Here is a 23291-nt window from a genome sequence, read left to right on the forward strand (position 1 = left end):
TCCGTACGACGACCCGGCCCCCTCTCCGGAGCCAGTCTCGAGTCATCACGACAAGACCCACCAAGGAGATGACTCGAGATGCAGACACTCGCGCACTGGGACGGCGGCCCCGGCCCGTGGATCCTCTTCTTCCCGCTGATCTGGGCGGCCGTCGTGCTCGGCGTCGTCACCGTCCTGCGCCGCACCGTCCGGCGCGGCCACCGCGGACCGTGGCGCCCCATGGCCGACGCCGCCCCCTCCGGCGACTCACCGATCGCCATGCTCGGCCGCCGCTTCGCCTCGGGCGAGATCGACGAGGACGAGTACTGGCGCCGGCTGTCCGTCCTGGACGAGCAGTTCGGCCGTACGGCGGGCAAGGGCGGTGCGGCATGACCGCCACGACCGCCTCGACGAGGACGCTGCCGGCCGCCCGGGTGGTCGACGCCGTGAAGGTGTACGGCAGCGGCGACACCGGGGTGCGGGCCCTGGACGGGGTGAGCGTCGACTTTCCGGCCGGCCGCTTCACCGCGATCATGGGGCCCTCGGGCTCCGGCAAGTCCACCCTCATGCACTGCGCGGCCGGCCTCGACACGCTCACCGAGGGCGCCTCCTACATCGGCGACACGGACCTCGGCTCGCTCGACGACCGCCGCCTGACCCTGCTGCGCCGGGACCGCGTCGGCTTCGTCTTCCAGGCGTTCAACCTGGTGCCGACGCTGACCGTCGAGGAGAACATCAGGCTGCCGCTGGACCTCGCGGGAGGCAAGGGCGACCCGGAGTGGATCGACGCGCTGATCGAGGTCGTCGGCCTGCGCGACCGGCTCCGGCACCGGCCGGCCGAGCTGTCCGGCGGACAGCAGCAACGCGTCGCCGTGGCCCGGGCGTTCGCCGGCCGGCCGGACGTCGTCTTCGCCGACGAGCCCACCGGGAACCTCGACTCCCGCTCCGGCGGCGAGGTCCTCGGCCTCCTCGGCAGGACCGTGCGCCGGACGGCCCGCACGGTCGTCATGGTCACCCACGACCCGGTCGCCGCCGCCCACGCCGACGAGGTCGTCTTCCTCGCCGACGGGCGCCTGGTGGACCGTATGGAATCCCCCACCGCCGACCGGGTCCTGGACCGCCTGAAGGCCTTCGAGGTGCCCTCATGAACGCCTCCGTACGGCTGAGCATGTCCTCCCTGCGCGCCCACAAGCGGCGCTTCGCGGGGACCTTCCTCGCGGTGTTCCTCGGCGTGGCGTTCCTCGCCGGGACGCTCGTCATGGGCGACACGCTCCGCGCCGGCTTCGACACCATGTTCGGCAACGCGACCAGCGGCACCGACGCCGTGGTCCGCAGCGCCGAGGCCATCACCACGCCGGGGGAGAGCCAGGGGGTGCGCGAGCCGGTCGACACCGATCTGGTCAGGACCGTCGAGCAGGTCCCCGGTGTCGCGGCGGCCGTCCCCGACATCCAGGGGGCGGGCCAGTTGATCGGCGCCGACGGCAAGCCCATCGGCGGCCAGGGCCCACCCACCGTGGCCGGCAACTGGATCGACGACCCCGAGCTCAACCCGTACCGATTCGCCGAAGGCCGTCCACCGAAGAGGTCCGGAGAGGTCGTCGTCAACCGCGGCACCGCCGAGCGGGGCGATCTGAGGATCGGCGACACGACGATCCTGCGTACACCCGACCCCGTCGAGGTGACGATCGTCGGCCTCGCGACCTTCGGCGGCGAGGACGGCATGGCCCAGGTGACCTTCACCGGCATGACGCTGTCCGACGCCGAGAAGTACCTCACGGCCGGGCCCGGGGAGGCGTCGAGCATCCAGGTGCGGGCGGGTCCGGGCGTCGGTCAGCAGGAGCTCGTCGACCGGTTGACTCCCGTGCTGCCCAGGGGTGTCGAGGCGATCACCGGTCAGGAGTCGACCGAAGAGAACACCGATATGATCTCCAGCCAGTTCCTGGACATCTTCACGACCTTCCTGCTGGTCTTCTCGGGCGTGGCCCTCCTGGTCGCCACCTTCTCCATCCACAACACCTTCGCGATCGTCGTGGCCCAACGCACCCGCGAGAACGCCCTGTTGCGGGCTCTTGGTGCCTCCCGCCGTCAGGTCACGGCGTCCACCCTGACCGAGGCGAGCGTGGTCGCGGTGACCGCGTCGGCCGCGGGCCTCGCGGGCGGCATCGGCATCGCCGCCGGGCTCCAGGCACTGTTCCCGGCGATCGGATTCCCCTTCCCCGAGGGCGACTTGGTGGTCAGTGCGCTGTCCATGGTGCTGCCGCTGGTGGTCGGCATCATCGTCTGCCTGGGTTCCGCGCTGCTGCCCGCCGTACGCGCGGGCCGCACCGCACCGCTCGCCGCGCTGCGCGAGACGGCCGTCGACCATTCGGGCGCATCCCGTGTCCGAGCGGTCATCGGCGGGGGGCTGGCGGCACTCGCGGTGGCCGTGACGCTCACCGGCGTCCTGGTCTCGCCGTCCCTCTGGCTCGCGGGAGCCGGTGCCGTAACGGCCCTGGCCGCCTTCGTGGTCCTCGGCCCGGTCGCCTCCACGACAGCCGTACGGGTCATCGGTGTCCCCCTCGACCGGCTCCGCGGGGTCACGGGCTCCCTCGCCCGGCGCAACGCCCTGCGCAGCCCCAGGCGAACGGCCGCCACCGCGAGCGCGCTGATGATCGGCGTGTCCGTGGTCTGCCTGTTCACGGTGTTCGGAGCGTCCCTGAAGGCCACCATGGACCAGACGGTGTCCCGGTCGTTCGCGGGCGATGTCGCCGTCAGCACCCCCTCGTTCGGCGCGGGCGGCAGCGGTCTCAGCCCGCGGCTCGCCGGAGCGGTCCAGCAACTGCCCGAGGTGGACACGGCGGTGGGCCTCGGTCGCGGTGTCGCCGAAGTCGACGGCAAGGGGCGCGCGTTGACCGTCACCGACCCGCTCGCACTGGAGCGCACCTTCGACCTCGGCAAGGTCCGGGGCTCCCTGAGCGACCTCGGCACCGACGGCATCGCCATCACCGAGAAGGAAGCGGAGAAGCAGGGCCTCACGACCGGCGACAAGGCCCGGCTCACCTTCACCGACGGCATGAAGGACACCTTCACGGTCCGCGCGGTCTACGGGCAGTCCGAGCTGGCGGGGGACTACGTCATCACCCGCGCGGCCTGGGCCCCGCACCGCACGCAGGACTCCGACACGCTCGTCGCGGTCTCCTTCAAGGACGGCGTGAGCACCGGCGCGGGCAAGGCGGCGGTGGAGAAGGTGGCGGCGCGGTACGGCGATCCCGAGGTGCAGACCCGCGACGAGTACGCGCAGTCCTCGGCGGCTGGCATCGACATGATGCTCACCCTGGTCTACGCGCTGCTCGCCCTCGCGGTCCTCATCGCTCTATTGGGCATCGCCAACACGCTGACCCTGGCGATCCACGAGCGCACCCGGGAACTGGGTCTGCTGAGGGCCGTGGGCCAGACCCGCTCACAGCTTCGCGCGATGGTCCGCTGGGAGTCGGTCCTGGTAGCCGCGTTCGGCACGGCCGGCGGACTCGCCCTCGGCGCCTTCCTCGGCTGGGTCCTGGTCAAGGCCTCGGACGGTGCGAGCGACAGCGCCTTCGTCTTCGCGATGCCACCCCTGCAACTCGCGGTGGTGGCCCTGGTGGGCCTCGCCGCGGGAGCCCTCGCAGGCCTGCGCCCGGCTCGGCGCGCGGCCCGTCTGGACGTCCTGCGGGCGATCGCCACCGAGTGACGGGCAACGTCTCAGCCACGCGCACTGCAAGGGCGCGTCGACCGTGAGTGAGCAGGAGGGGCGCGCCGGTGCCGGGACGGCGAACGCGTGGGGTCCCGAGGCCTGCGCCCGGCTCGGCGCGCGGCCCGTCTGGACGTCCTGCGGGCGATCGCCACCGAGTGACGGGCAAGGGCCCACCCATGCCCGGCGCATCGGCGGCGGGCGAGCCGGAGGGGCGCGCCGGTGCCGGGACGACGAACGCGCGGGGGCCCGAGGGGCTGAGCGCGGCCGTCGTCCCGGCACCGGCTGAAAGCACCTCGCGGGCGAACGAGCGAAAGGAGGAGTCGTCACCGCCCGGTCAGCCGGCAACGGCGGACCGGGCGGGAGCGTGTTCGGGCCTGCGGCCGTCGACCCGCACCTCGGCGTACCTGAGCGCGGTCTTGTCAAGGACGGTGCGCCGCTGCGGCCGTGCGGCGGAGGGCGTCGGCAATGTGAACCACACGGCCTTCCCCGACTCGCCGTCCGGCCGGACACCCCAGCTCTCGCTGACCGCGGCGACCATCGCGAGCCCTCGCCCGCACGTGGCGAGCGGCTCGGTGTCCTTGATGTCGGCCACGACCGGCAGACGCGGGTCGTGGTCGTGCACCGAGACCGTGAGCCGGTCGAGCAGCAGCTCGATCTCCACGGTGCACGTCTTGTCGGGCTGGGCATGGCGGTGGACGTTGGTCAAAAGCTCCGTCACACCGAGCACGGCCCGGTCTATGAGGGGATCCATATGCCAGTAGCGCAACTGCGCGGAAAGGATTCTGCGGACCTGGCCGATCCGCGACGGCAGGGCTTGAAGCTCCACCGTGCAGTGCCTGCTCGGATAACTGATCACGGCTGCGACTCCCCGACGTGAGGTCCGGAAGAACACGGAGTTCGGATCGATCCAGCAGGTGCCTGCGTGAAAACGGCCGCCTGCTGTCGTGCCCGGCGGGCTGGTTCGCAGCGTGATCGCCGGTTAACCCAGAGTGATGTGAGATCAGCGTGACGCAGGAGGCGAGATACCGCAACTCGCGGTGACTCAGCCGCTACGGCCCGCAGCCCTGCGTACCGCCTCGATGAACCGGCGTGCGGCGGGCGGCCCCGGTTCGCCGGGAGCAGGGTCGTGATCGCCCAGGGTCAGCAGATACCGGTTGCCGTTGAGGTCCGCGAGGGCCCGGTCGTCCGCCGCGAACCAGGGCTTGGAGGCGCGCACCGCCTGCACGGGTGCGCTGTCGATCTCGCTGCCGTAACTGGTGAGCAGTTCCAGTCGGCCGTCGTTGATCCGGACCTGACCGGCCCGGGTGAGTGAGCGCAACCTCTTCCCGATCCGCACGCCCGTAGCCGTGAACTCCGGCTCCGCCATGCCGCCCCGCCCCCTTGTGAGCGTCGGTGTGCCGGCCCGTCGCTCCCGCGTGGGCCGAGAGCCGGCTCCTGTCGTGATCCAGTGTGCGCCCCCGTGCGAGACATCCGTCCCGTCCGGTGCAGTCTGCCCGCCACGGGCGTCCAGCACCAGTGCGCATGACATCTCGCCGGGGGCGCCCGGAGCACTCGTCCGAATGCGCCCCCGTGGCACGTTCCGTTGTGACCCCAGGGGTGTCTTTGGGGCGCTCAAAGGTGTGTTTATGCAGGTGAGAAGCGTGCGGAAGGTGTCTATGATCGAACCATCGGCCGCGCGACGCGCCGTCGGCGCGAAGTGTTAGGAGCCCCGCCGTGAGCACCCCTCAGCAGACCCGGACCGGCGACACCCTCGATATCGACCGCAGTGACACCGCCTATCGCGGCTGGCTGAAAGAAGCCGTCCGCAAGGTCCAGGCCGATGCCAACCGCTCGGCCGACACACATCTTCTGCGCTTCCCGCTCCCGGAGATGTGGGGCATCGACCTGTACCTCAAGGACGAGTCGACCCACCCGACCGGCAGCCTCAAGCACCGGCTCGCCCGTTCGCTCTTCCTCTACGGCCTGTGCAATGGCTGGATCCGGCCGGGCCGCCCGGTGATCGAGGCGTCCAGCGGCTCCACGGCCGTGTCCGAGGCGTACTTCGCGAAGCTGATCGGCGTGCCCTTCATCGCGGTCATGCCGCGCACGACGAGCGCCGAGAAGATCCGCCTCATCGAGTTCCACGGCGGCCGGTGCCACTTCGTCGACGACCCGCGCACGATGTACGAGGAGTCCGCCCGCCTCGCGGTGGAGACCGGCGGCCACTACATGGACCAGTTCACCTACGCGGAACGGGCCACGGACTGGCGCGGCAACAACAACATCGCCGAATCCATCTTCCGCCAACTGGAGTGGGAGCGTTTCCCGGAGCCCGCGTGGATCGTCGCCACGGCCGGCACCGGAGGCACCTCGGCGACCATCGCCCGGTACGTCCACTACATGCAGCACGACACCCGCATCTGTGTGGCCGATCCGGAGAACTCCTGTTTCTTCGAGGGCTGGACCACCGGCGATCCGGACGTCACATGTGACTGCGGCTCGCGCATCGAGGGCATCGGCCGGCCGCGCATGGAGCCGAGCTTCGTGCCCGGGGCGATCGACCGCATGATGAAGGTCCCCGACGCGGCCAGCGTCGCCGCAGTCCGAGCCCTGGAGCGGACCATCGGCCGCAGGGCGGGCGGCTCGACCGGCACCGGACTGTGGAGCGCGCTGAAGATCATCGCCGAGATGGTGGCCGAAGGACGCCGGGGGAGCGTCGTCACCCTGCTCTGTGACCCTGGCGACCGGTACCTGGACAAGTACTACTCGGACGCGTGGCTGGCCGAGCAGGGCCTGGACATCGAGCCGTACACGGCGGCGATCGCCGCGCTGCTGGAGACGGGGGTCTGGCCCGGCCAGGTCTCGCCCGGCCCGTCCTAGTGCCGGTGGGGTGCGCGTCGGGCTGACCCGCAGACCTCGTTGCCCCCCGGATCGGCCGGCCCGGTCCACGACGTGTCACCGCTCTGTCCGACGCCCTCGCATCGGGCGCCGGAGGCGAGGGTGCGTTCGGTCTCGGCCCGGTCTCCGTGCCCGGCGTCGGATCGAGGTGCAGGCGGTTCTTGACGATCTTGCGGTCCGTCACCGGCATGAAGCAGATGCCCACCGCCGCGCCATCGTCCGGCCCGACCACGACCTCCGCTCCCGCTCGGACAGGATCCGCCGGCGCAGCACCCCGGCCCAGAACCGTGCCAGGGCGGGCAGGTCGCGGGCGTCGATCACCATGCTGTGCAGCGAGACAGGCAGACCGAGCGGTGTCCCCGGTGGGGAACGGGACAAGCCTTGGGGCACCCAGGGTCCCTGGAGGACGCCCCGACTAGGACCCCTGCGCCGCGAGCCGCCGGTCCAGGGTCCGGACCGCGTCCCGGAAGGCCCGCCCCAGCCCCGCGCGCCCGAGCCTGGCGACGACGCGGAACGCCGCCGTGCCGTCCACGGCGAACGTCCAGCGCACATGGGTGCCCGCCCCGGCGGGAGTGAGCCGCCACTCCTCGGCGATGGCGCGGGCACCGGGAGCGTTGGCCACGTCGACCCGGTAGGCGTACAGCTCGGGGGCCTTCGCCGCGAGAACCGTCTCCTGGAAGCGCCCGCCGCCCTTGAGGTGGATCTCCCGGGTCGAGCCGTCCCCGGTCGAGCGGGCCAGCGTCACCGCGGAGAACCATTCCTCCCAGCCCGGTACGTCCTCGGCGAGCGCCCGGTGAACGGCCTCCGGCGGGGCGGACATCTGCTGGGCGAACACCAGCCGTACCGGCGCGGTCCCGATGAAGTCGAGCCCCACCTCACGCAGTTGGTGAACCATGGACACACCCCCTGGCCTCGAACGGGAAGTGTCACCCTAACTGACGCTCAGTCAGCTGTCTGCACCGTCATCGGACTCACCGGCCACGACCAGCCGCCGCAGATGCTCGGAGACCTCCGCGCGCGCCCCGGCCGGCAGCCCCGCGTCCGTGACCAGCGTGTCGACCTGCTCCAGCGAGGCGAACGAACTCAGGCCCACCGTGCCCCACTTGGTGTGGTCGGCGACCACCACGACCCGCCGCGCCGACTGCACGAGACGCCGGTTGGTCTCCGCCTCCGCGAGGTTCGGCGTCGACAGTCCGGCCTCGACCGATATGCCGTGCACACCGAGGAAGAGCACATCGAAGTGGAGCGCCCCGATCGCCTGGTCGGCCACCGGCCCCACCAGCGAGTCGGACGGGGTGCGCACACCGCCGGTCAGTACGACGGTCGCCGCGCCCTGACGGGGGCCCGTGGTGCGCTGCGCCGCGTGGAACACATCGGCGACCCGCACCGAGTTCGTCACGACGGTCAGATCGGGCACATCGAGCAGATGGTGGGCCAGCGCGTACGTCGTCGTACCGCCCGACAGCGCGATCGCGGTACCCGGGGCGACCAGTTCCGCCGCCGACCGCGCGATGTCCTCCTTGGCGGTCAGCTCCAGACCCGACTTCGCCTCGAAGCCCGGCTCGTGGGTGCTCGCCTCGACCACCGGGACGGCGCCGCCGTGCACCTTCTCCAGTACACCCTGGCGGGCCAGCGCGTCCAGATCACGCCGTACCGTCATGTCCGACACGCCGAGCTTGCGGGTCAGCTCGTTGACACGCACTCCGCCTCGGCGCCGGACCTCGTCCAGGATCAGGGCGCGCCGCTGCTCCGCGAGGAGGTTCTGATTCTCACTCACGTACGCTCTCCGGTCCTTTCGCCTGGGGCCGTCCGACATGCCCTGCGCACCCTCTCCCACGAGCACATTTTGCCCGACCCTGGTGCGCGGGACGTCCCATACTCGCACGGGCCCCGGCCGGGAGTGCCACCGACCGCACCGTCGCGCTCCTGCCACCGGGGTGACACCCGGGCTCCGGCCGTCACCCGGATCGGGGAGATTCCGTGACGAGGGGTGTGCGCACCGCGCAGACCGGAGATCCTGGTGTCCGCACGGACAGATGCCGACAGCGCGTCACGGGGGAAGTGCGACAACAGTGGAACGTGTCACGACCATGGGCGGCGACGGCTCGGCCGCCCGGCCCGAAGAATCCGGAACCGCCCTGGAGCTCCTGGTCCACGGAGTGGGCGGCACCACGCCGGAGAAGATGCTCGACGATCCGCGCACGGTGCGGATCACCGGCGACGACATCGCGGCCGTCTTCCGGCGCGCCGACGACGTCGACGCCGAGGAGGGACAGCGCGACGGCCGCACCGGCCCGGTGCCCGAGGCCTACGTCTGGTGCAACCTCACCTCCGGCAACGGCACCCGCGCCCTGTGGCTGCTGTTGCTGCCGTTCATGGTGGTCAACCTCGCCCACTGGATGCGCCCCACCGCGCGCGGCCGCAAAAGGACGGTGCGCCTCTACGGCCTCCTGGTACGACTCGCCGCCCTGACCCTGACCGTTCTGCTGGTCGCCGCGGCCTGCGAGGTCGCCCTGGACCTCGCCGCCTGGCAGTGCGCGGGCACACGCGCGTGTGCCGAGTCGCACTCCTGGCTGGGCTTTCTGTCGCCCGAGGTGTCGGACGGCGGCTGGTGGAGCAGGCCGGGCCGCCGCCTCGCCGTCGCGGCCCTGGTCCCGGCCGCGCTCACCGGCCTCCTCTGGTACCTGTCCCACCGCACCTGGAGCGCCTACGAGTCCCAACAGCCCATGTCCCGCGAGGGCGATCCGGAGGAGGACAACGGCCGCACCGCGCTCGGCCGGCCCGGCTTCTGGTACGGCCGCCGCCTGGTCGCCCGCCTGCGGGCCGCGCACACCGCTGCGGGCCTGCTGACGATCGCCGCGGCGGTCAGCTCGACGGCGGCCCGCTTCGACCGCGAACCGGGCGGCCCCGCACTGCTCGACACGCTCGGCCGGGTCCTGGAGACCGGTCTCGTCACCGGTGGGGTCGCCGTCGTCTGGGTGGTGTGCCGCCGCGGCCGCAGCGAGAGGTATCTCGACCGGCAGCTCGACCAGCACCTAGTACGACGCCTGCCGCTCGCCGCGCTCGTCCTGCTCGCCCTCGCCGCGGTGTACGCCGGGTGGGCGCGGCCCGGATGGGAGTCGCACGGCAGGCTGTCGGGGGACGCCACCTTCGGCGGCATCGCCTTCGTGCAGGGCCTGCTGATCATCGCCCTGGCCGCCGTCGCTCACGTGCTGTACCGCACGCATCCCGACCCGCGCGCCGCGATGCGGGGCCTCGGCGGACCCGCCGTGGCGATGCTGGCCTGCGCCCTCGGCGGTGTGATGTCCGGCGGCGTGTCGCAGCGCGTGGCGGACTGGCTGGACGGCACCGGCGCGACCATCCTCGGGCCGCCGGTCCTGCTGACCTGGCAGGCCTCCGTGATTCCGCTGGTCCTCCTCGTGCTGCTGGGGCACTGCGCCTGGCTCGGCCGGCGTACCTGGCGCTCCGGTCGGGCCCAACTGGGCACGGTGGAGAGCGAGTACCCCGCAGAGCCCAAGGACGCGGCACGGACCCGCCGTATCGCCCGCACCCGCGCGATGGCGGCGCTGACGGACCGGGGGCCCCGGCTGATCGGGGTGACATCGGCCAGCACCCTGCTCCTCGGCGCCGGAGCGCTCGTGGGCGCCCTGACCTCCCACAAGACACCCGGCAAGGCCGCCGAGGGGGCGTACGCCTTCGTCGAGAGCGCCGCGGAGACCGCGCAGGCCCTCGGCTCCTGGCTGATCGGACTCGGCTTCATCCTGTTCGTCACCTGGGGCCGCCGCGCCTACAAGGACCCCTCCGCGCGCCGGACCATCGGCATCCTCTGGGACGTGGGCACCTTCTGGCCGCGCGCCGCCCACCCCTTCGCCCCGCCCTGTTACGCCGAGCGCGCCGTACCGGACCTGACCTGGCGGATCGCGACGTGGACCCGGGCCACGCGCGGCCGACTGGTCATCTCCGGCCACTCCCAGGGGAGCGTGCTCGCGGCCGCCGCTGCCTGGCAGCTGGAGCCGGCCGTCCGCAAGCGGGTCGCCCTGCTGACCTACGGCTCCCCGCTGGAGCGCCTCTACGGCCGCTGGTTCCCGGCCCACTTCGGTCCGGCCGCGCTCACCGCGCTGCACCACGACGTGGACTGCTGGCGCAACCTCTACCGGCTCACCGACCCCATCGGCGGCCCGGTCCGGCTGCCCGGCGACTGCGGCCCCGAGGTGGACCGGGAACCCCTGAAGGACCCGCTCGCCTACGGCCGTACCGATCTGCACCCGCTGCCCGCGCAGATCCTGGGCCACTCCGACTACCAGGCGGACCCGGTCTTCGCCGAGGAGCGGGCGAGACTACTGGGCCGGCTCCAGCCGGACGTACCTGGCCCGCGGTCTCAGGACGACTCGGGCAGATCCTCGGCGTAGAGGAGGGTCAGGTCGTCCGTGGTCGGGTCGTCCACCTGGGCGACCCGGCTCGCGTGCCGCTCCACCATCGCCTCGAAGGTCTGGCGCGCGGTACGGCCGTTACCGAAGGCGGGCCCCTTCGGCAGCACCGTGAAGTACTTCAGCAGAGCCTCCGCGGCACCCGCCGCCAGCCGGTACTCGTGCTCCTCGGCCTGCTGCTCCACGATGCTGAGGAGTTCCTCGGGGTTGTAGTCGCTGAAGGTGATGGTCCGTGAGAAGCGGGAGGCCACACCCGGGTTGACCGACAGGAACCGCTCCATCTCGGCGGTGTAGCCCGCGACGATCACCACGACCGCGTCCCGGTGGTCCTCCATCAGCTTCACCAGCGTGTCGATGGCCTCCTTGCCGAAGTCCCGGCCCGAGTCCTCCGGCGACAGCGCGTACGCCTCGTCGATGAACAGCACTCCACCGCGCGCCTTGTCGAAGGCCTCCTGGGTGCGGATCGCGGTGGAACCGATGTGCTCGCCGACCAGGTCGACGCGGGACACCTCGACGAGATGGCCCTTCTCCAGGACACCGAGGGAGGCGAGGATCTCGCCGTAGAGCCGGGCGACCGTGGTCTTGCCGGTGCCGGGGGAGCCGGTGAAGACCAGGTGGCGCTTGACGGACGCGGCCTTGAGGCCCGCCTGCTGGCGGCGCCGGCCCACCTCGATCATGTCGGTGAGCGCTCGCACCTCGCGCTTGACGCTGTCCAGGCCCACCAGCGCGTCGAGTTCGCCGAGAACGGCCTTCGAGGTGCGTGCGGGCTTCTCCGGCTCCGCGGGGACGACCAGCGGCTCCTGCTCGGTGATCCGCTGCCCCGGGATCGCACCCAGCAGGCCGGTCGAGCGGGACTCGGTCTGTACGGCGGTCTCGCGGGCCGCGGGCGGGGTCAGGCTCCCGCTCTCGTCGCTGGTGCAGTCCTCGACGACCGGACCCGCGCCGGCGGCCGCGTCCGGGGCGTCCGCGAACTCGTAGCCCCCGCGCGCGCAGCGCTCGGTACGGCACTTCTTGAGCGTCGTACGGCAGCCGTCTATCACATGGAAGCCGTACCCGCCGCTGCCCGTCACCCGGCAGTTCAGGAAGCTGCCGCGGCCGCCCGCCGACACGTAGAAGCCGGCCTCGGCGGGGGAGTCGACCGTGCAGCGCTCGATCGTCGGGTCGGCGCCCTTGGTGACGATCACGCCGGTCTGGGTGGCGTCCACGGTGCAGTTGTTGAGGGTACCGCCGCTGCCGTGGTCGCGGAACCAGGCGCCGGTCGCCGCGTCCCGGATCCGGCAGTCGTCGAGCTGCGCGGTGGCGCCGTCGCTCACCGACACGGCCGTGTTGCGGACCTGGGAGATGTCGCTGTCGACGACGTCCGCGCGGGAGCCGCGGTCCAGGACGAACAGGGCGTCCGGCACGTCGTGCACCCGGCAGGAGTCCAGTACGGCGGTGGCGCCGTCGCTGACCCAGACGGCCGGGTAGTCGCCGGTGCTGTCGAAGATCTCGCACTGGTTGGCGTCCACGCGGGTGCCCGGATCCCACACCGACAGGCCGTTGCGCCCGAACTGACGGACCGTCGTGCGGGTCAGGGTGAGCACCGAGCGGGAGCGCAGGTCGACCGCGTTCTCCGGGATGTCGTGGATACGGCAGTCGGCGAGGGTCAGCACCGCGTCGGTGTCGAGCGTGACGCCGTCGGCGGTGGTGCGGTGCACATCGCAGTCGGTGAGGTGGGCGGTGGCCCGGCCGGTGATCTGCACGCCGCTGCCGCGGACCTCGTAGACCTCGCAACCCACGGCCTCCAGCGCGGAGTTCTCGCCGGTGGCCGCCAGTCCCGCGCCGGAGGTGTGGTGGACCCGGCAGCGCTCCAGGCGGGGGTGGGCGCCGCCGCGCACCGCGATGCCGGACTGACCGGCCGCCACGATCTCGCACTCCTCGAAGACCCCGCCCGCGCCGTCCAGTACGGCGATGCCGATACCGGCCGGGTTGTCGACGGTGCAGCGCCGCACGGTCGGGCGGGCACCGCCGCGGACCTCGATGCCGGCCGCGGACCGGGTGACGACGCGGATGTCGGCGAGCTCCGGCGTGCCCTCCTCGACGAGCAGGGCGGGCGCGGCGGCGTCCTGGCCCTCCACGTGCAGATCCTGCACGACGGCGGAGGCGCGGACGGTCAACGGCACTCCGTCCAGGGGCGCGATGCGCACGGAACCGGGCGAGCCTTCGGGGCCGCGCAGGGTCACCGCCCGCTGAAGGACGAGGTTCTCCCGGTAGGTGCCGGGCGCGACCGTGAGCACGTCGCCGTCGGCCGCGGCCTCCAGGGCAGCGGCGAGGGACGCGTACTCACCCGTGCGGCGCCGCCACCGCGATGTACCGGTGTGCGTCACCTGGACCGTGCCCTGTGCCATGGCGTTGCTGTGCCCCCACCTCGACGTACGCGGGTTTGTGCTGCCGAGGAACCTCGGCCGGTCCACCGTAGCGTGCGTGCGGGCGGTGGGTTGACCAGAGCCGTGAGGCCGTCAGCTGCCGGTGCCGGTCCGGCCCCAGTCCGGGCCCGCGCGGTCCCAGGCCTGGTCCCAACGGGCGTACCGGCGACGGACCATGCGCCAGACGGCGAGCCGCCTGCCGCCCTCGATCAGGCCCGCGGTCAGCAGGGCCGCCCCTGCGCCCGCGAGGACGGCATGGGTGGTGGCGGTCGCGGAGTCCAGCGGCCGGGCCGCTATGCGTCCGTGGAGGTCCGTCCACAGGCTGAAGTGGTCGCCGCGGTGCGGGGTCTGGAGGGCGGCCAGCACCGTGCCCTTGTGCGTGGTGCCGTCCGGCGCGGTCCAGTCGGCCACCACCCGGCTGCGCACATCCCGCCCCGAGGCGGCCTCGGGGTCGGCGTCCAGCGGCGAGCGGTCCAGTTTGCGGATCACGGTCGCCGTCACCATCCGGCGGGATTCCTGCTGTTCACGGACAGACCGCTGCAGCGCGTCCTGGGCCACGCCCCCGGTGACGGACCCGATCACCGGACCGACGACCAGGATCAGCAGCAGGGCCAGCAGGCCCACCCAGGCCTCGGCCAGGTCGGTCCCACGGCGCAGCGGATTGCTCCGCCAACGCCAGAGTCCGCTGATCGCTCGCACCGTCCGCACCCCCTTCCCCGCTCCGTGATAACCCCCGGCGGAGTCGTTCACGCGCGGGACCGGCCGAAGAGAGAGCGAAATCACCTGCGGCCGGGTCCTCTCATGAACTCCTCATGAAAGTCCCAACGTGCAGGCCCCCGGGCGGTGTTCCCGTGCCCGGGGCCCGGGGCGATCTTTAACGGAACTTTGTCCACCGCGGCCGCGTCGAGCCGCTGCCCGCCTATTCGAGAATCCTGACCGGGTCGCCGACCCGGATCGTGCCGCGGGACCGGGGCACCAGATTCTGTCCGAAGACGAGCTTGCTTCCGAAGCGGCGGTGCCGGCCCAGGGTGTGCAGGGGTTCCTTGCCGCGGACGGCGGCGGCCTGGTCGGTGGTGGTCACCACGCATCGCCCGCACATCTTGGCCACCCGGAAGGTCACGTCCCCGATCGCGAGGAGCGACCAGTCGTCCTCGGCCCAGGCGTCGGTGCCGCCCACGACGACGTTCGGCCGGAAACGGTTCATGGGCAGGGGGCCCTCGGCCGCGTGCCGGCCTTCGGAGATCAGTGAGTTGAGGGCGTCGAGGGACGCCGCGGAGACGAGCAGCAGCGGGTATCCGTCGGCGAAGGTGACGGTCTCGCCCGGCAGCGCGTACTCGGGTTCGACCGGGCGGCGGGTGGCGGGGTCGTCCATGTGGACGAGGCGGGTCCGGGCGCCGAGGTACTCGCTGCACCACGCGTGCGCGGCCGGATCGGCGGCGGGCACCCCTTCGACCTTGTCGCCGAAGAGATCCAGCGTGACGGTCCCGTCCGACTCGGGGACCGGCACGGTCAAGGGATCCATGCCGGGCGCGGACAGAACGACGCCGCCGCCGGGCAGCAGCTCGGCGGCGGCCAGCGCGAGGCGCGGCTGCTGGCGTTGTGTGACGACCCTTCCCCCGTCGTCGACCAGCGTCCAGCGCCGGTCTCCGGCCAGCCCCCAGGGCTCCACCTCGGCCTCCCGGGGCGCCAGGCCCCGGAACGCTTTGACCGGATGGACGTGAATCGACAGCAGCTGCGCATTCCCCATGCGGCCATCGTGCCAGGCGGCACCGACAGCCGGGGAGGGGAATCAGTACCCGCGGTACTGCTGGTTGTTGTACGGGTCCTGGTAGGGAGCCGCCGGGGCGGGCCGGGGAGCCGCGGGGCGCATCGCCTCGTAGCCCGTGCCCATACCGGGGCCGGCCGGGCGCGGCTGCTGCTGTTGCTGCCCGGGATAACCGCGAGGCGCGGCCGCCTGCTGCGGGATGTACGCGCCGGGCGCCTGCTGCAGCGGAGAGGGCTGCTGCGCCTGCGGGTAGCCGTAGGAGGAGTAGGAGGGACCCGCGGGAAGAGCGGGCAGTCCGGACGACAGCGCGGGCAGGTTGCTTGCCGGGACGTCGTACGCGGCAGGGACCCGGATCGGGGCGATCTGCGGGGTGCCCCGCTCGGCCACGAGCGAGTCGTAGATCGGAGTGTCCGGGAAGGAGGCGGAGTAGTAGCCGCCGCCATAAGTGGAGCGGGGGGAGGTCATGGCACATAAGTTAAGCCCACGATGTGCTGGTTGGGGAGACCGATAAGAGGGTTGTTTTCCGTGTCCGCAGTGACGTGGGATCCCCAATGCGAGCGAACTCGGCAAAAAAGGACGCCAATCCAGGTCCCATCCGTGTAAAGGCCGAGTTCCGGGCGGGTTACCGACGGTTGACCGGCGATCTTCCTGTCCGTGGGATGGGAGTTCGCTGTCCCGGGGGAATAGGTTGAGCGGGTAGAACTCGAAGGGCCTCCGGGGCGCGTCCTGGACTGCCGACACCTGATGGGGGCGGACATGTCAATGTCGAAAGGGTCGAACGTTCCGGTGCCCACGACGGCACTGCGCGTCGAATTGGGCTGGCGCTCGGGACCGGGAGTCCCCGACGCGGACGCCTCGGCCCTGCTGCTGGTCGGCGGAAAGGTCCGCTCCGACGCCGACTTCGTCTTCTACAACCAACCGCAGCACTCCTCCGGAGCGGTCCGCCACGAGGGCAAACGGACCGACGGCGGCGGGGTGACCGACACCCTGCTCGTCGACCTCGCGCGCGTGGAGCCGTCGGTGGAAACCGTCGTACTCGCCGCCTCCGCGGACGGCGGGACCTTCGCCCGGATCCCGGGCCTCTACATCGAGGTACGGGACGCCGCTCAGGGCACGGTGGCGGCGCGATTCGACAGCGGGGGTGCGACCGTAGAAACCGCTTTCGTGCTCGGGGAGTTCTATCGCCGTCAAGGCGCTTGGAAGTTTCGCGCCGTCGGTCAGGGCTACGACAGCGGACTGGAAGGTCTGGCAACGGACTTCGGTATCACCGTGGACGAACCCCAGCAGCCGGCACCCATGGCCCCGCCGCCCGCCCCAACTGCGCAACCTGTCCGCCTCTCCAAGGTCACGCTGACCAAGTCGGCGCCTTCGGTCTCCCTCGCCAAACAGGGTGGCACCTCGGGCGCGATGCGCGTGAACCTCAACTGGCAGGTACGCAAACAGTTCTCGGGCTGGGGCAGCAAGCGCGGTCGCGCGGTCGCCATGCACGCCGACCTCGACCTCGACCTGTGCGCCCTCTACGAGCTCGCCGACGGCCGCAAGGGGGTCGTACAAGCGCTGGGCAACGCCTATGGAGCCCTGCACCAGCCGCCGTACATCCACCTCGACGGCGACGACCGCACCGGTGCCCTCGCGAGCGGCGAGAACCTCACCGTGAACCTCGACCACAAGCGGGATTTCCGGCGCATCCTGGTCTTCGTGACCATCTACGAGGGGGCGCGTTCCTTCGCCGACCTGCACGCCACGGTCACCCTTCAGCCGCAGCACGGCGCCGCGATCGACTTCTCCCTCGACGAGTGCACGGTGCCCTCGACGGTGTGTGCGCTGGCCCTGATCACCAACACCGGCGACGACCTGGTCGTGCAGCGCGAGGCCCGCTATCTGGTGCCCGACCGCGGGGTGAGCCCGCAGCGGACGGTGGACCAGGTCTACGGCTGGGGCATGAACTGGACACCGGGCCGCAAGTGAGGCCTCAGCCCTCCTCACCGGCGACGGCGTCCGGGCGCGCATAGGTGCGGCCCTTCCAGGCCGCGCCGCGCCCCCTGTAGTGCTGCACCGCCGAGTCGACGGTCATCAGGAGATAGAGGAACGCGGTGAACGGCAGCAGGGGTGCGAGCCACAGCGGCTGCCGGTAGTAGCGGAGCATCGGGACATACGTCCCCGTCATGACCAGCCACGCGAGAGCACCGGGCACCACGGTCGCCGTACTCCCCGCAGCCAGTCCCGTGAGGACGGCGACGGGCGGCACCAGATAGACCAGCGCGAGCCCGGCCACCGTTCCGAGCAGCACCAGGGGGTTGTGGCGGAGCTGGGCGTAGGCGCTGCGCGACACCATCCGCCACAGGTCGTGCAACCGGGGATAGGGGCGCACGCTGTCCACCCGCTCGGCGAGGCCCAGCCAGATGTGGCCACCCCCGCCCTTGACGGCCCGCGCGAGGGCCACGTCGTCGATGACGGCCTGCCGGATGGCGTCCGGGATCCGCGCCCGCTCGGCGGTTTCGGCGCGCAGCAGGACGCAGCCGCCCGCCGCGGCCGCCGTCCGAGCCCCCTTCTTGCCGATCCGGCGGAACGGATACAACTGCGCGAAGAAGTAGACGAACGCCGGCACCACGAGCCGCTCCCACAGGCTTTCCACCCGCAGCCGGGCCATCTGCGAGACGACGTCGAAGCCCCCGGCGTGCGCGGCGGCCACCAGCCGGCGCAGGCTGTCCGGCTCGTGGGCGATGTCGGCGTCCGTCAGCAGCAGGTACTCGGGGCCACGCGCGCGTGCCAGGCCGATACCGTGGCGCACCGCCCAGAGCTTGCCCGTCCACCCCGGCGGTGGCTCGCCCGGCGAGGACACGGTCAACGGCAGCCCGCCCCGCAGGCGCGCCAGCGCGCGGGCCACGTCCCCGGTGCCGTCCGTGCTGCCGTCGTCGACGAGGAAGACCTCCGCCCGGCCCGGATAGTCCTGGGCCAGCAGGGAAGGCAGGCTCGCGGGCAGCACCTCGGCCTCGTCGCGAGCCGGCACCACCACACCCACCGAGGGCCAGGCCTGCGGATCCCGCTCCGGCGGGAGTCTCACATCCGTGCGCCAGAAGAAGCCCTGGCAGAGCAGCAGCCACAGCCAGGCGGCGAGGGATACGGCGGCGGTCCACGCGATGGCGCTCACGCGCGCAGTCTGCCCCACGGGACCGGCCCCCAAGGGCACATCGTCTATCGTGGCCGGGTGAAGATCGCGCTCCTGGACTCCGGAATCGGGTTGCTGGCGGCCACCGCCGCGGTACGGCGACTGCGCCCCGACGCCGATCTCGTGCTCTCCCTCGACCCCGACGGCATGCCGTGGGGCCCCCGGACGCCGGACGACATCATCGGGCGCGCTCTGACCCTCGCCGAGGCCGCCGCCGCCCATGGTCCCGAGGCCCTGATCATCGGTTGCAACACCGCCACCGTGCACGCCCTGACCGCCCTGCGCGCACGCCTCGAACCGGATCTGCCGGTCATCGGCACCGTCCCCGCGATCAAGCCCGCGGCGTCCGGCGGCGGCCCCTTCGCCATCTGGGCGACGCCCGCCACCACCGGCAGCCCCTACCAGCGCGGTCTCCTCGAGGAGTTCGCCGACGGGGTACCGGCCACCGAGGTGCCCTGCCACGGGCTCGCCGAGGCGGTGGAGCACGCCGACGAGGCCGCCATCGACGCCGCCGTCGCCGCGGCCGCCGCCCTGACCCCCGAGGACGTGACGACCGTCGTCCTGGGCTGCACCCACTACGAACTGGTCGCCGAGCGCATCCGTGCCGCCGTACAGCGTCCCGGCCGTCCGCCCCTCGTCCTGCACGGCTCCGCCGGAGCGGTCGCCGCCCAGGCGCTGCGCCGGATCGGCGCGCAGCCCGCGCCTGAGGCCGCGGCCACCGGCACCCTCACGGTGCTGCTGAGCGGACGCGAGGGCAGCGCCCTGCCCGCGCCCGCCCTGGCCTACGCGGAAGGCCGGCTCCTGCGCACGGCCACACCCGCCCGCTGACCGCTGCGGGCGGCCGGGCCCCACCCGGAGCAGTCACTCTCCGCGACGAGGTAGCCGCACGGCGAAACCTGAGTAACCTCGTAGCCATGAGGGACCACCCCCACGGCGAGCAGACCTCGCACCACACCGATGTCTGGACCGGTCGTGCCTCCAACCGGGTCCAGTGGCTGCTGGCGCTCGGCGGCGCCGCGATCGTGGCGCTCGGCGTCGAACTCGCCGTCGACTCGGCGTGGACCTCGGGCGTCGCTCCGCTGGTCATGTCCGTGGTCGGCTGCATCGCGGCCGGGCTGCTGGTCCTCTTCCTCACGCTCGGCTTCGTCCATGTAGCCCTCAAGGTCGACATGGAGTGCCTGGAGGTGCGCTGCGGCCACATCGGCGTGCCGCGCCGGCGGATCCCGCTGGCGCATGTCGCCGGTGCCGAGTTCGCCCCCCACGTCAACCCGCGCCAGTGGGGTGGGTGGGGCTACCGGTGGCGCCCAGACAAGGGCACCGCGGTAGTCGTACGCCGTGGTGAGGGTGTGGTCCTCCGACTGTGGGACGGGCACACGTTCACGATCACCGTGGACGACGCGGAGTCCGCCGTCCGCGTCATCCGCGACCGGCTGCGGCCCGGCGTCACGGGTCCGCGACGCTGAGACCGGGCCGGTCGGTCACTTCGGGGCCGGTTCCTCGGTGAGCGGATGGGCCGTCGCCAGACCCGCCAGGAGTCCTGCGCCCACCGACACCATCGTGAAGCTCAGCGCGTTGCCGACCGCGGCGATCGCCGCCAGCGCTGTGAGGGCCGCGCCCGCGGTGAGGACGACAGGCGTGGGACGGGGAGAGCGCCACAGTGCGTACAGCAGCCAGCAGAAGGCGGCCCCCAGCAGAAGTACCCCGACCAGCCCCTGCTCGGCGGCCATCTGAAGCGGCGCCGAGTGAGGTTTCCCGTCGGGCAGCAGTGACTGAGCCGCCGTCGTGCTGAGCTCACCGAAGCGGCCAGGTCCCACCCCGAGGGCGGTGTCCTCGCGAGCCAGGCCCAGAGCGTCGTGCCACAGGCCGATCCGGTGCGGGGTGAGCCGACCGCGCAGCGTCTCGGCGAGTCCGTCCGGGACGGCGTTCCCCGCCACCGCCCAGGTCAGGCCGGTCACCGCGGTCGCGGCGAGGGTGAGACCGGCGAGGCCTGGACCGCGGTGGCTCATCTGGCCCGCCGCGAGGGAGCACAGCAGCACCGCCGCACAGGTGAGCAGCCCGGAGGCCGACCCCAGGGCGGCCGAGGCCACCGCGATGCCGACGGCCAGCAGGCGCAGGAGGAGCCGCAGGGCGGGCGATCCGGTGGTCCAGGCGGCGCAGCAGGCGGCACCGGTGGAGAGCGTCAGCAGGGCGGCCGTGGCGCCCGCGTGACCGAGCGGTGCGACGATCTCGGGGCCCGGCGCGAGGTGGGGGAGCCCTACTGCCAGGCCCAGTCCGGTCAGCGCGGCGGCACAAGGGGCGGCGACCGGCAGCAGCGCCCCCGAGATCCGGCCGGCGGCATACCCCGCGGCCACGGCCAGCAAGGCGAGCAGGACGCCCTCCGGACGGCCGTCGTGCGCGGCGGCGGTGATCAACGACCAGGTGGCACTGGCTCCGAGCACCAGCACGCCCACCGCGTCGGAAACGTTTCGTCTGTCGCCGTCCTCCGCAGAACCGGCTACAGACGTCATCCCCGTGGAACCCACCCCGCCCCCCGAAACCCCGGTCCCCCGACCTGTGGTCCTCGCCGCCCGCAGGCAATCGGCCCGTAAGACGGGGACTCCGGCACACCGTAACGGCTGATGGGTGATTTGTGGATGAGTTGCGCCGGGTTGCCCGGCCACATCACGGTTCAGGTGCCCGGCCACGGCCACGGTCACCAGGCGGACCGCGCTGTCGACGCCAAGGTCAACGGCCGTACACTCCCGGAGTGACCGTCACCGCAACTTCCGTGGACGAGTCGGACCAGCTGGAACCGCAGTCCGCGCCCGCCTCCCGCTGGGCCGCCCGCCTCCGCCGTCTTGTCCCGGCCGCCGCCGCAGCGCTCTCCGGAGTGCTGCTGTACGTCAGTTTCCCGCCACGCACCCTGTGGTGGCTGGCGCTGCCCGCCTTCGCCGTCTTCGGCTGGGTGCTGCGCGGTCGCGGCTGGAAGGCGGCCTTCGGTCTCGGGTATCTCTTCGGCCTGGGCTTCCTGCTGCCCCTGCTGGTGTGGACCGGCGTCGAGGTCGGCCCCGGGCCCTGGCTCGCCCTGGTGGCGATCGAAGCGATCTTCGTCGCGCTGGTCGGCGTGGGTGTCGCCGCAGTGTCGAAGCTGCCGGGCTCGCCGGTGTGGGCGGCCGCCGTGTGGATCGCCGGAGAAGCGGCACGCGCGCGTGCGCCGTTCCACGGCTTTCCCTGGGGCAAGATCGCGTTCGGACAGGCGGACGGCGTCTTCCTGCCGCTCGCCGCGGTGGGCGGCACGCCCGTGCTGGGCTTCGCTGTCGTCCTGTGCGGGTTCGGCCTGTACGAGATCGTTCGGCTGGTCGTGGAGCGGCGCGGGAGCGGTGTCATACGGCGTCCGGCCGCCGCCGTGGCCCTGCTGAGCGTGGCCGTGCCGGTGGTCGGGGCGCTCGCGGCCCGGACGCTGGTGAGCGACAAGGCCGAGGACGGCACCGTGACCGTCGCGGCCATCCAGGGCAACGTGCCGCGCGCGGGGCTGGAGTTCAACGCCCAGCGGCGGGCCGTGCTCGACTACCACGCGCGCGAGACCGAGCGGCTGGCCGCCGAGGTGAAGGCCGGCAAGATCGCGAAGCCCGACATCGTGCTGTGGCCGGAGAACTCCTCCGACGTCGACCCCTTCGCGGACGCGGACGCGGCCGTGGTCATCGAGCAGGCGGCCAAGGCCATCGACGCGCCGATCTCCGTCGGCGGCGTCGTCGAGCGGGGCGGCAAGCTCTACAACGAGCAGATCCTGTGGGACCCGGTCAAGGGCCCCACCGACACCTACGACAAGCGGCAGATCCAGCCCTTCGGCGAGTACCTTCCGCTGCGCTCCCTCGTCGGCGCGATCAACAAGAACTGGACCTCCATGGTCCACCAGGACTTCAGCCGGGGCACCAAGCCGGGGGTGTTCCAGATGGCCAACGCCAAGGTCGGCCTGGTCACCTGCTACGAGGCCGCGTTCGACTGGGCCGTGCGCTCCGAGGTCACCGACGGCGCACAGCTGATCTCCGTGCCGAGCAACAACGCGACCTTCGACCGCAGCGAGATGACCTACCAACAGCTCGCCATGTCCCGGGTGCGTGCCGTGCAGCACAGCCGGACCGTCACCGTGCCGGTGACCAGCGGCGTCAGCGCGATCATCATGCCGGACGGGAAGATCACTCAGAGGACCGGGATGTTCGTGGCCGACTCGCTGGTGCAGAAGGTGCCGCTTCGGTCGACGCAGACCCCGGCGACCCGGCTGGGCATCCTGCCCGAAATGGCCCTGGTGCTGGTGGCCGCCGGCGGGCTCGGCTGGGCGATCGGCGCCGGAGTGCGGCGGCGTCGCGCCGGTGACGCGTAACCGTACGCCGGTCGTACGCCCCCTGAAGATCACCAAGGCGCCATGACCGGCCGGTTAGGGTCGGAGACATGGCTACTCCTGACTTCATCCGCACCCTGCGCCGGTCCATAGGTCATGACCTGCTCTGGCTCCCCGGCGTCAGCGCCGTGGTCCTCGACGACGACGGCAGAGTGCTGCTCAACCGCCGCTCGGACACCGGCAAGTGGTCGCTGATCGGTGGCATCCCGGAACCGGGGGAGCAGCCCGCGGCCTGCGCCGTGCGGGAGGTCGAGGAGGAGACAGGGGTGCACTGCGTCGTCGAGCGGGTGATCGTCGTCCAGGCGCTCAAGCCCGTGACGTACGACAACGGCGACATCTGCCAGTACATGGACATCTCGTTCCGCTGCCGGGCCGTCGGCGGCGAGGCGCGGGTCAACGACGACGAGTCGCTGGAGGTGGGGTGGTTCGCGGTGGACGCCCTCCCGGAACTGAACGAGTTCGGGCTGCAGCGGATCAAGCAGGCACTGACCGACTCACCCACATGGTTCGACTCTATGAGTTCCGAGTGAAGTATGGGGTGTGACCACATGTGGTGAGGGTCGGGCGCTTCCTAGGATCGAA

Annotated in this window: 20 protein-coding genes; 10 read left to right on the forward strand and 10 right to left on the reverse strand. The window is 72.1% G+C overall.

Annotation, left to right across the window (positions count from 1 at the left end; all coding sequences use genetic code 11):
- Positions 1–78 precede the first annotated feature (78 nt).
- From OG841_RS41650 to OG841_RS41660, 3 genes are read left to right on the forward strand one after another with little or no spacing between them, the layout of a single operon-like run.
- Positions 79–372: an SHOCT domain-containing protein gene (locus tag OG841_RS41650; protein ID WP_371569591.1), complete on the forward strand. Its 294-nt coding sequence runs from the start codon at positions 79–81 to the stop codon at positions 370–372.
- Positions 369–1127 carry an ABC transporter ATP-binding protein gene (locus tag OG841_RS41655; RefSeq protein ID WP_311718732.1) on the forward strand — a complete coding sequence of 253 codons (759 nt, stop codon included), beginning with the start codon at positions 369–371 and terminating at the stop codon, positions 1125–1127. The genes OG841_RS41650 and OG841_RS41655 overlap by 4 nt, the downstream gene beginning before the upstream one ends.
- Positions 1124–3685 (forward strand): ABC transporter permease, encoded by a 2562-nt coding sequence (locus OG841_RS41660; RefSeq protein ID WP_371569595.1) that lies wholly within the window; start codon positions 1124–1126, stop codon positions 3683–3685. The genes OG841_RS41655 and OG841_RS41660 overlap by 4 nt, the downstream gene beginning before the upstream one ends.
- A gap of 337 nt (positions 3686–4022) precedes the next feature.
- Here OG841_RS41660 and OG841_RS41665 read toward each other — a convergent pair whose 3' ends face one another.
- Both OG841_RS41665 and OG841_RS41670 read right to left on the reverse strand, forming a co-directional pair.
- Positions 4023–4544, reverse strand: a complete 522-nt coding sequence (locus OG841_RS41665; protein ID WP_280855777.1) for an ATP-binding protein — start codon at positions 4542–4544, stop codon at positions 4023–4025.
- A gap of 186 nt (positions 4545–4730) precedes the next feature.
- Complete coding sequence (locus OG841_RS41670) at positions 4731–5054, reverse strand: hypothetical protein (protein WP_057617772.1); 324 nt, start codon at positions 5052–5054, stop codon at positions 4731–4733.
- A 347-nt stretch (positions 5055–5401) separates the two neighbouring features.
- On the opposite strand from OG841_RS41670, the gene OG841_RS41675 reads away from it, so the two are divergent.
- The gene (locus OG841_RS41675; protein WP_328636628.1) at positions 5402–6547 is read left to right on the forward strand and encodes a PLP-dependent cysteine synthase family protein; all 1146 of its coding nucleotides are present in this window, start codon (positions 5402–5404) and stop codon (positions 6545–6547) included.
- Between the two features lie 433 nt (positions 6548–6980).
- Here OG841_RS41675 and OG841_RS41680 read toward each other — a convergent pair whose 3' ends face one another.
- The gene (locus OG841_RS41680) at positions 6981–7460 is read right to left on the reverse strand and encodes an SRPBCC family protein (protein WP_328636627.1); all 480 of its coding nucleotides are present in this window, start codon (positions 7458–7460) and stop codon (positions 6981–6983) included.
- A gap of 51 nt (positions 7461–7511) precedes the next feature.
- The gene (locus tag OG841_RS41685) at positions 7512–8342 is read right to left on the reverse strand and encodes a DeoR/GlpR family DNA-binding transcription regulator (RefSeq protein WP_328636626.1); all 831 of its coding nucleotides are present in this window, start codon (positions 8340–8342) and stop codon (positions 7512–7514) included.
- Positions 8343–8655: 313 nt separating this feature from the next.
- Here OG841_RS41685 and OG841_RS41690 point away from each other — a divergent pair, with 313 nt between their 5' ends.
- On the forward strand, positions 8656–10974 hold the full coding sequence (locus OG841_RS41690; RefSeq protein ID WP_371570982.1) for a hypothetical protein: 2319 nt from the start codon (positions 8656–8658) through the stop codon (positions 10972–10974).
- Here OG841_RS41690 and OG841_RS41695 read toward each other — a convergent pair.
- The 4 genes from OG841_RS41695 to OG841_RS41710 form a co-directional block, all read right to left on the reverse strand.
- Entirely contained in the window at positions 10944–13379 is a 2436-nt protein-coding gene (locus OG841_RS41695) for a right-handed parallel beta-helix repeat-containing protein (protein WP_328636625.1), read from the reverse strand. The two genes, OG841_RS41690 and OG841_RS41695, sit on opposite strands and share 31 nt — an antisense overlap.
- 111 nt (positions 13380–13490) lie before the next feature.
- The gene (locus tag OG841_RS41700) at positions 13491–14096 is read right to left on the reverse strand and encodes an Rv1733c family protein (protein WP_328636624.1); all 606 of its coding nucleotides are present in this window, start codon (positions 14094–14096) and stop codon (positions 13491–13493) included.
- A 220-nt stretch (positions 14097–14316) separates the two neighbouring features.
- The gene (locus OG841_RS41705; protein WP_328636623.1) at positions 14317–15144 is read right to left on the reverse strand and encodes an MOSC domain-containing protein; all 828 of its coding nucleotides are present in this window, start codon (positions 15142–15144) and stop codon (positions 14317–14319) included.
- A gap of 42 nt (positions 15145–15186) precedes the next feature.
- A complete protein-coding gene (locus OG841_RS41710) occupies positions 15187–15627 on the reverse strand; it encodes a DUF6643 family protein (protein ID WP_328636622.1) in 441 nt (146 codons plus the stop codon).
- Between the two features lie 297 nt (positions 15628–15924).
- Between OG841_RS41710 and OG841_RS41715 the strand changes: the two genes are divergently transcribed.
- Positions 15925–17130: a TerD family protein gene (locus OG841_RS41715; protein WP_328643462.1), complete on the forward strand. Its 1206-nt coding sequence runs from the start codon at positions 15925–15927 to the stop codon at positions 17128–17130.
- Positions 17131–17134: 4 nt separating this feature from the next.
- Here OG841_RS41715 and OG841_RS41720 read toward each other — a convergent pair whose 3' ends face one another.
- Positions 17135–18313 carry a glycosyltransferase gene (locus OG841_RS41720; protein ID WP_328636621.1) on the reverse strand — a complete coding sequence of 393 codons (1179 nt, stop codon included), beginning with the start codon at positions 18311–18313 and terminating at the stop codon, positions 17135–17137.
- A 57-nt stretch (positions 18314–18370) separates the two neighbouring features.
- Between OG841_RS41720 and OG841_RS41725 the strand changes: the two genes are divergently transcribed.
- Positions 18371–19159: a glutamate racemase gene (locus OG841_RS41725; protein ID WP_328636620.1), complete on the forward strand. Its 789-nt coding sequence runs from the start codon at positions 18371–18373 to the stop codon at positions 19157–19159.
- 86 nt (positions 19160–19245) lie between these two features.
- Positions 19246–19794, forward strand: coding sequence for a hypothetical protein (locus OG841_RS41730; RefSeq protein ID WP_328636619.1), 549 nt, complete (start codon positions 19246–19248; stop codon positions 19792–19794).
- A gap of 15 nt (positions 19795–19809) precedes the next feature.
- Here OG841_RS41730 and OG841_RS41735 read toward each other — a convergent pair whose 3' ends face one another.
- Positions 19810–20838: an O-antigen ligase family protein gene (locus OG841_RS41735; protein ID WP_371569607.1), complete on the reverse strand. Its 1029-nt coding sequence runs from the start codon at positions 20836–20838 to the stop codon at positions 19810–19812.
- Between the two features lie 239 nt (positions 20839–21077).
- Between OG841_RS41735 and lnt the strand changes: the two genes are divergently transcribed.
- Together lnt and OG841_RS41745 are read left to right on the forward strand one after the other, a co-directional pair.
- Entirely contained in the window at positions 21078–22691 is a 1614-nt protein-coding gene (lnt, locus tag OG841_RS41740; RefSeq protein ID WP_371569610.1) for an apolipoprotein N-acyltransferase, read from the forward strand.
- A gap of 68 nt (positions 22692–22759) precedes the next feature.
- The gene (locus OG841_RS41745; RefSeq protein WP_328636615.1) at positions 22760–23239 is read left to right on the forward strand and encodes an NUDIX hydrolase; all 480 of its coding nucleotides are present in this window, start codon (positions 22760–22762) and stop codon (positions 23237–23239) included.
- The last annotated feature ends 52 nt before the right edge of the window (positions 23240–23291 follow it).

Source organism: Streptomyces canus, assembly GCF_041435015.1.
In the GTDB taxonomy this organism is placed as follows: domain Bacteria; phylum Actinomycetota; class Actinomycetes; order Streptomycetales; family Streptomycetaceae; genus Streptomyces; species Streptomyces canus_G.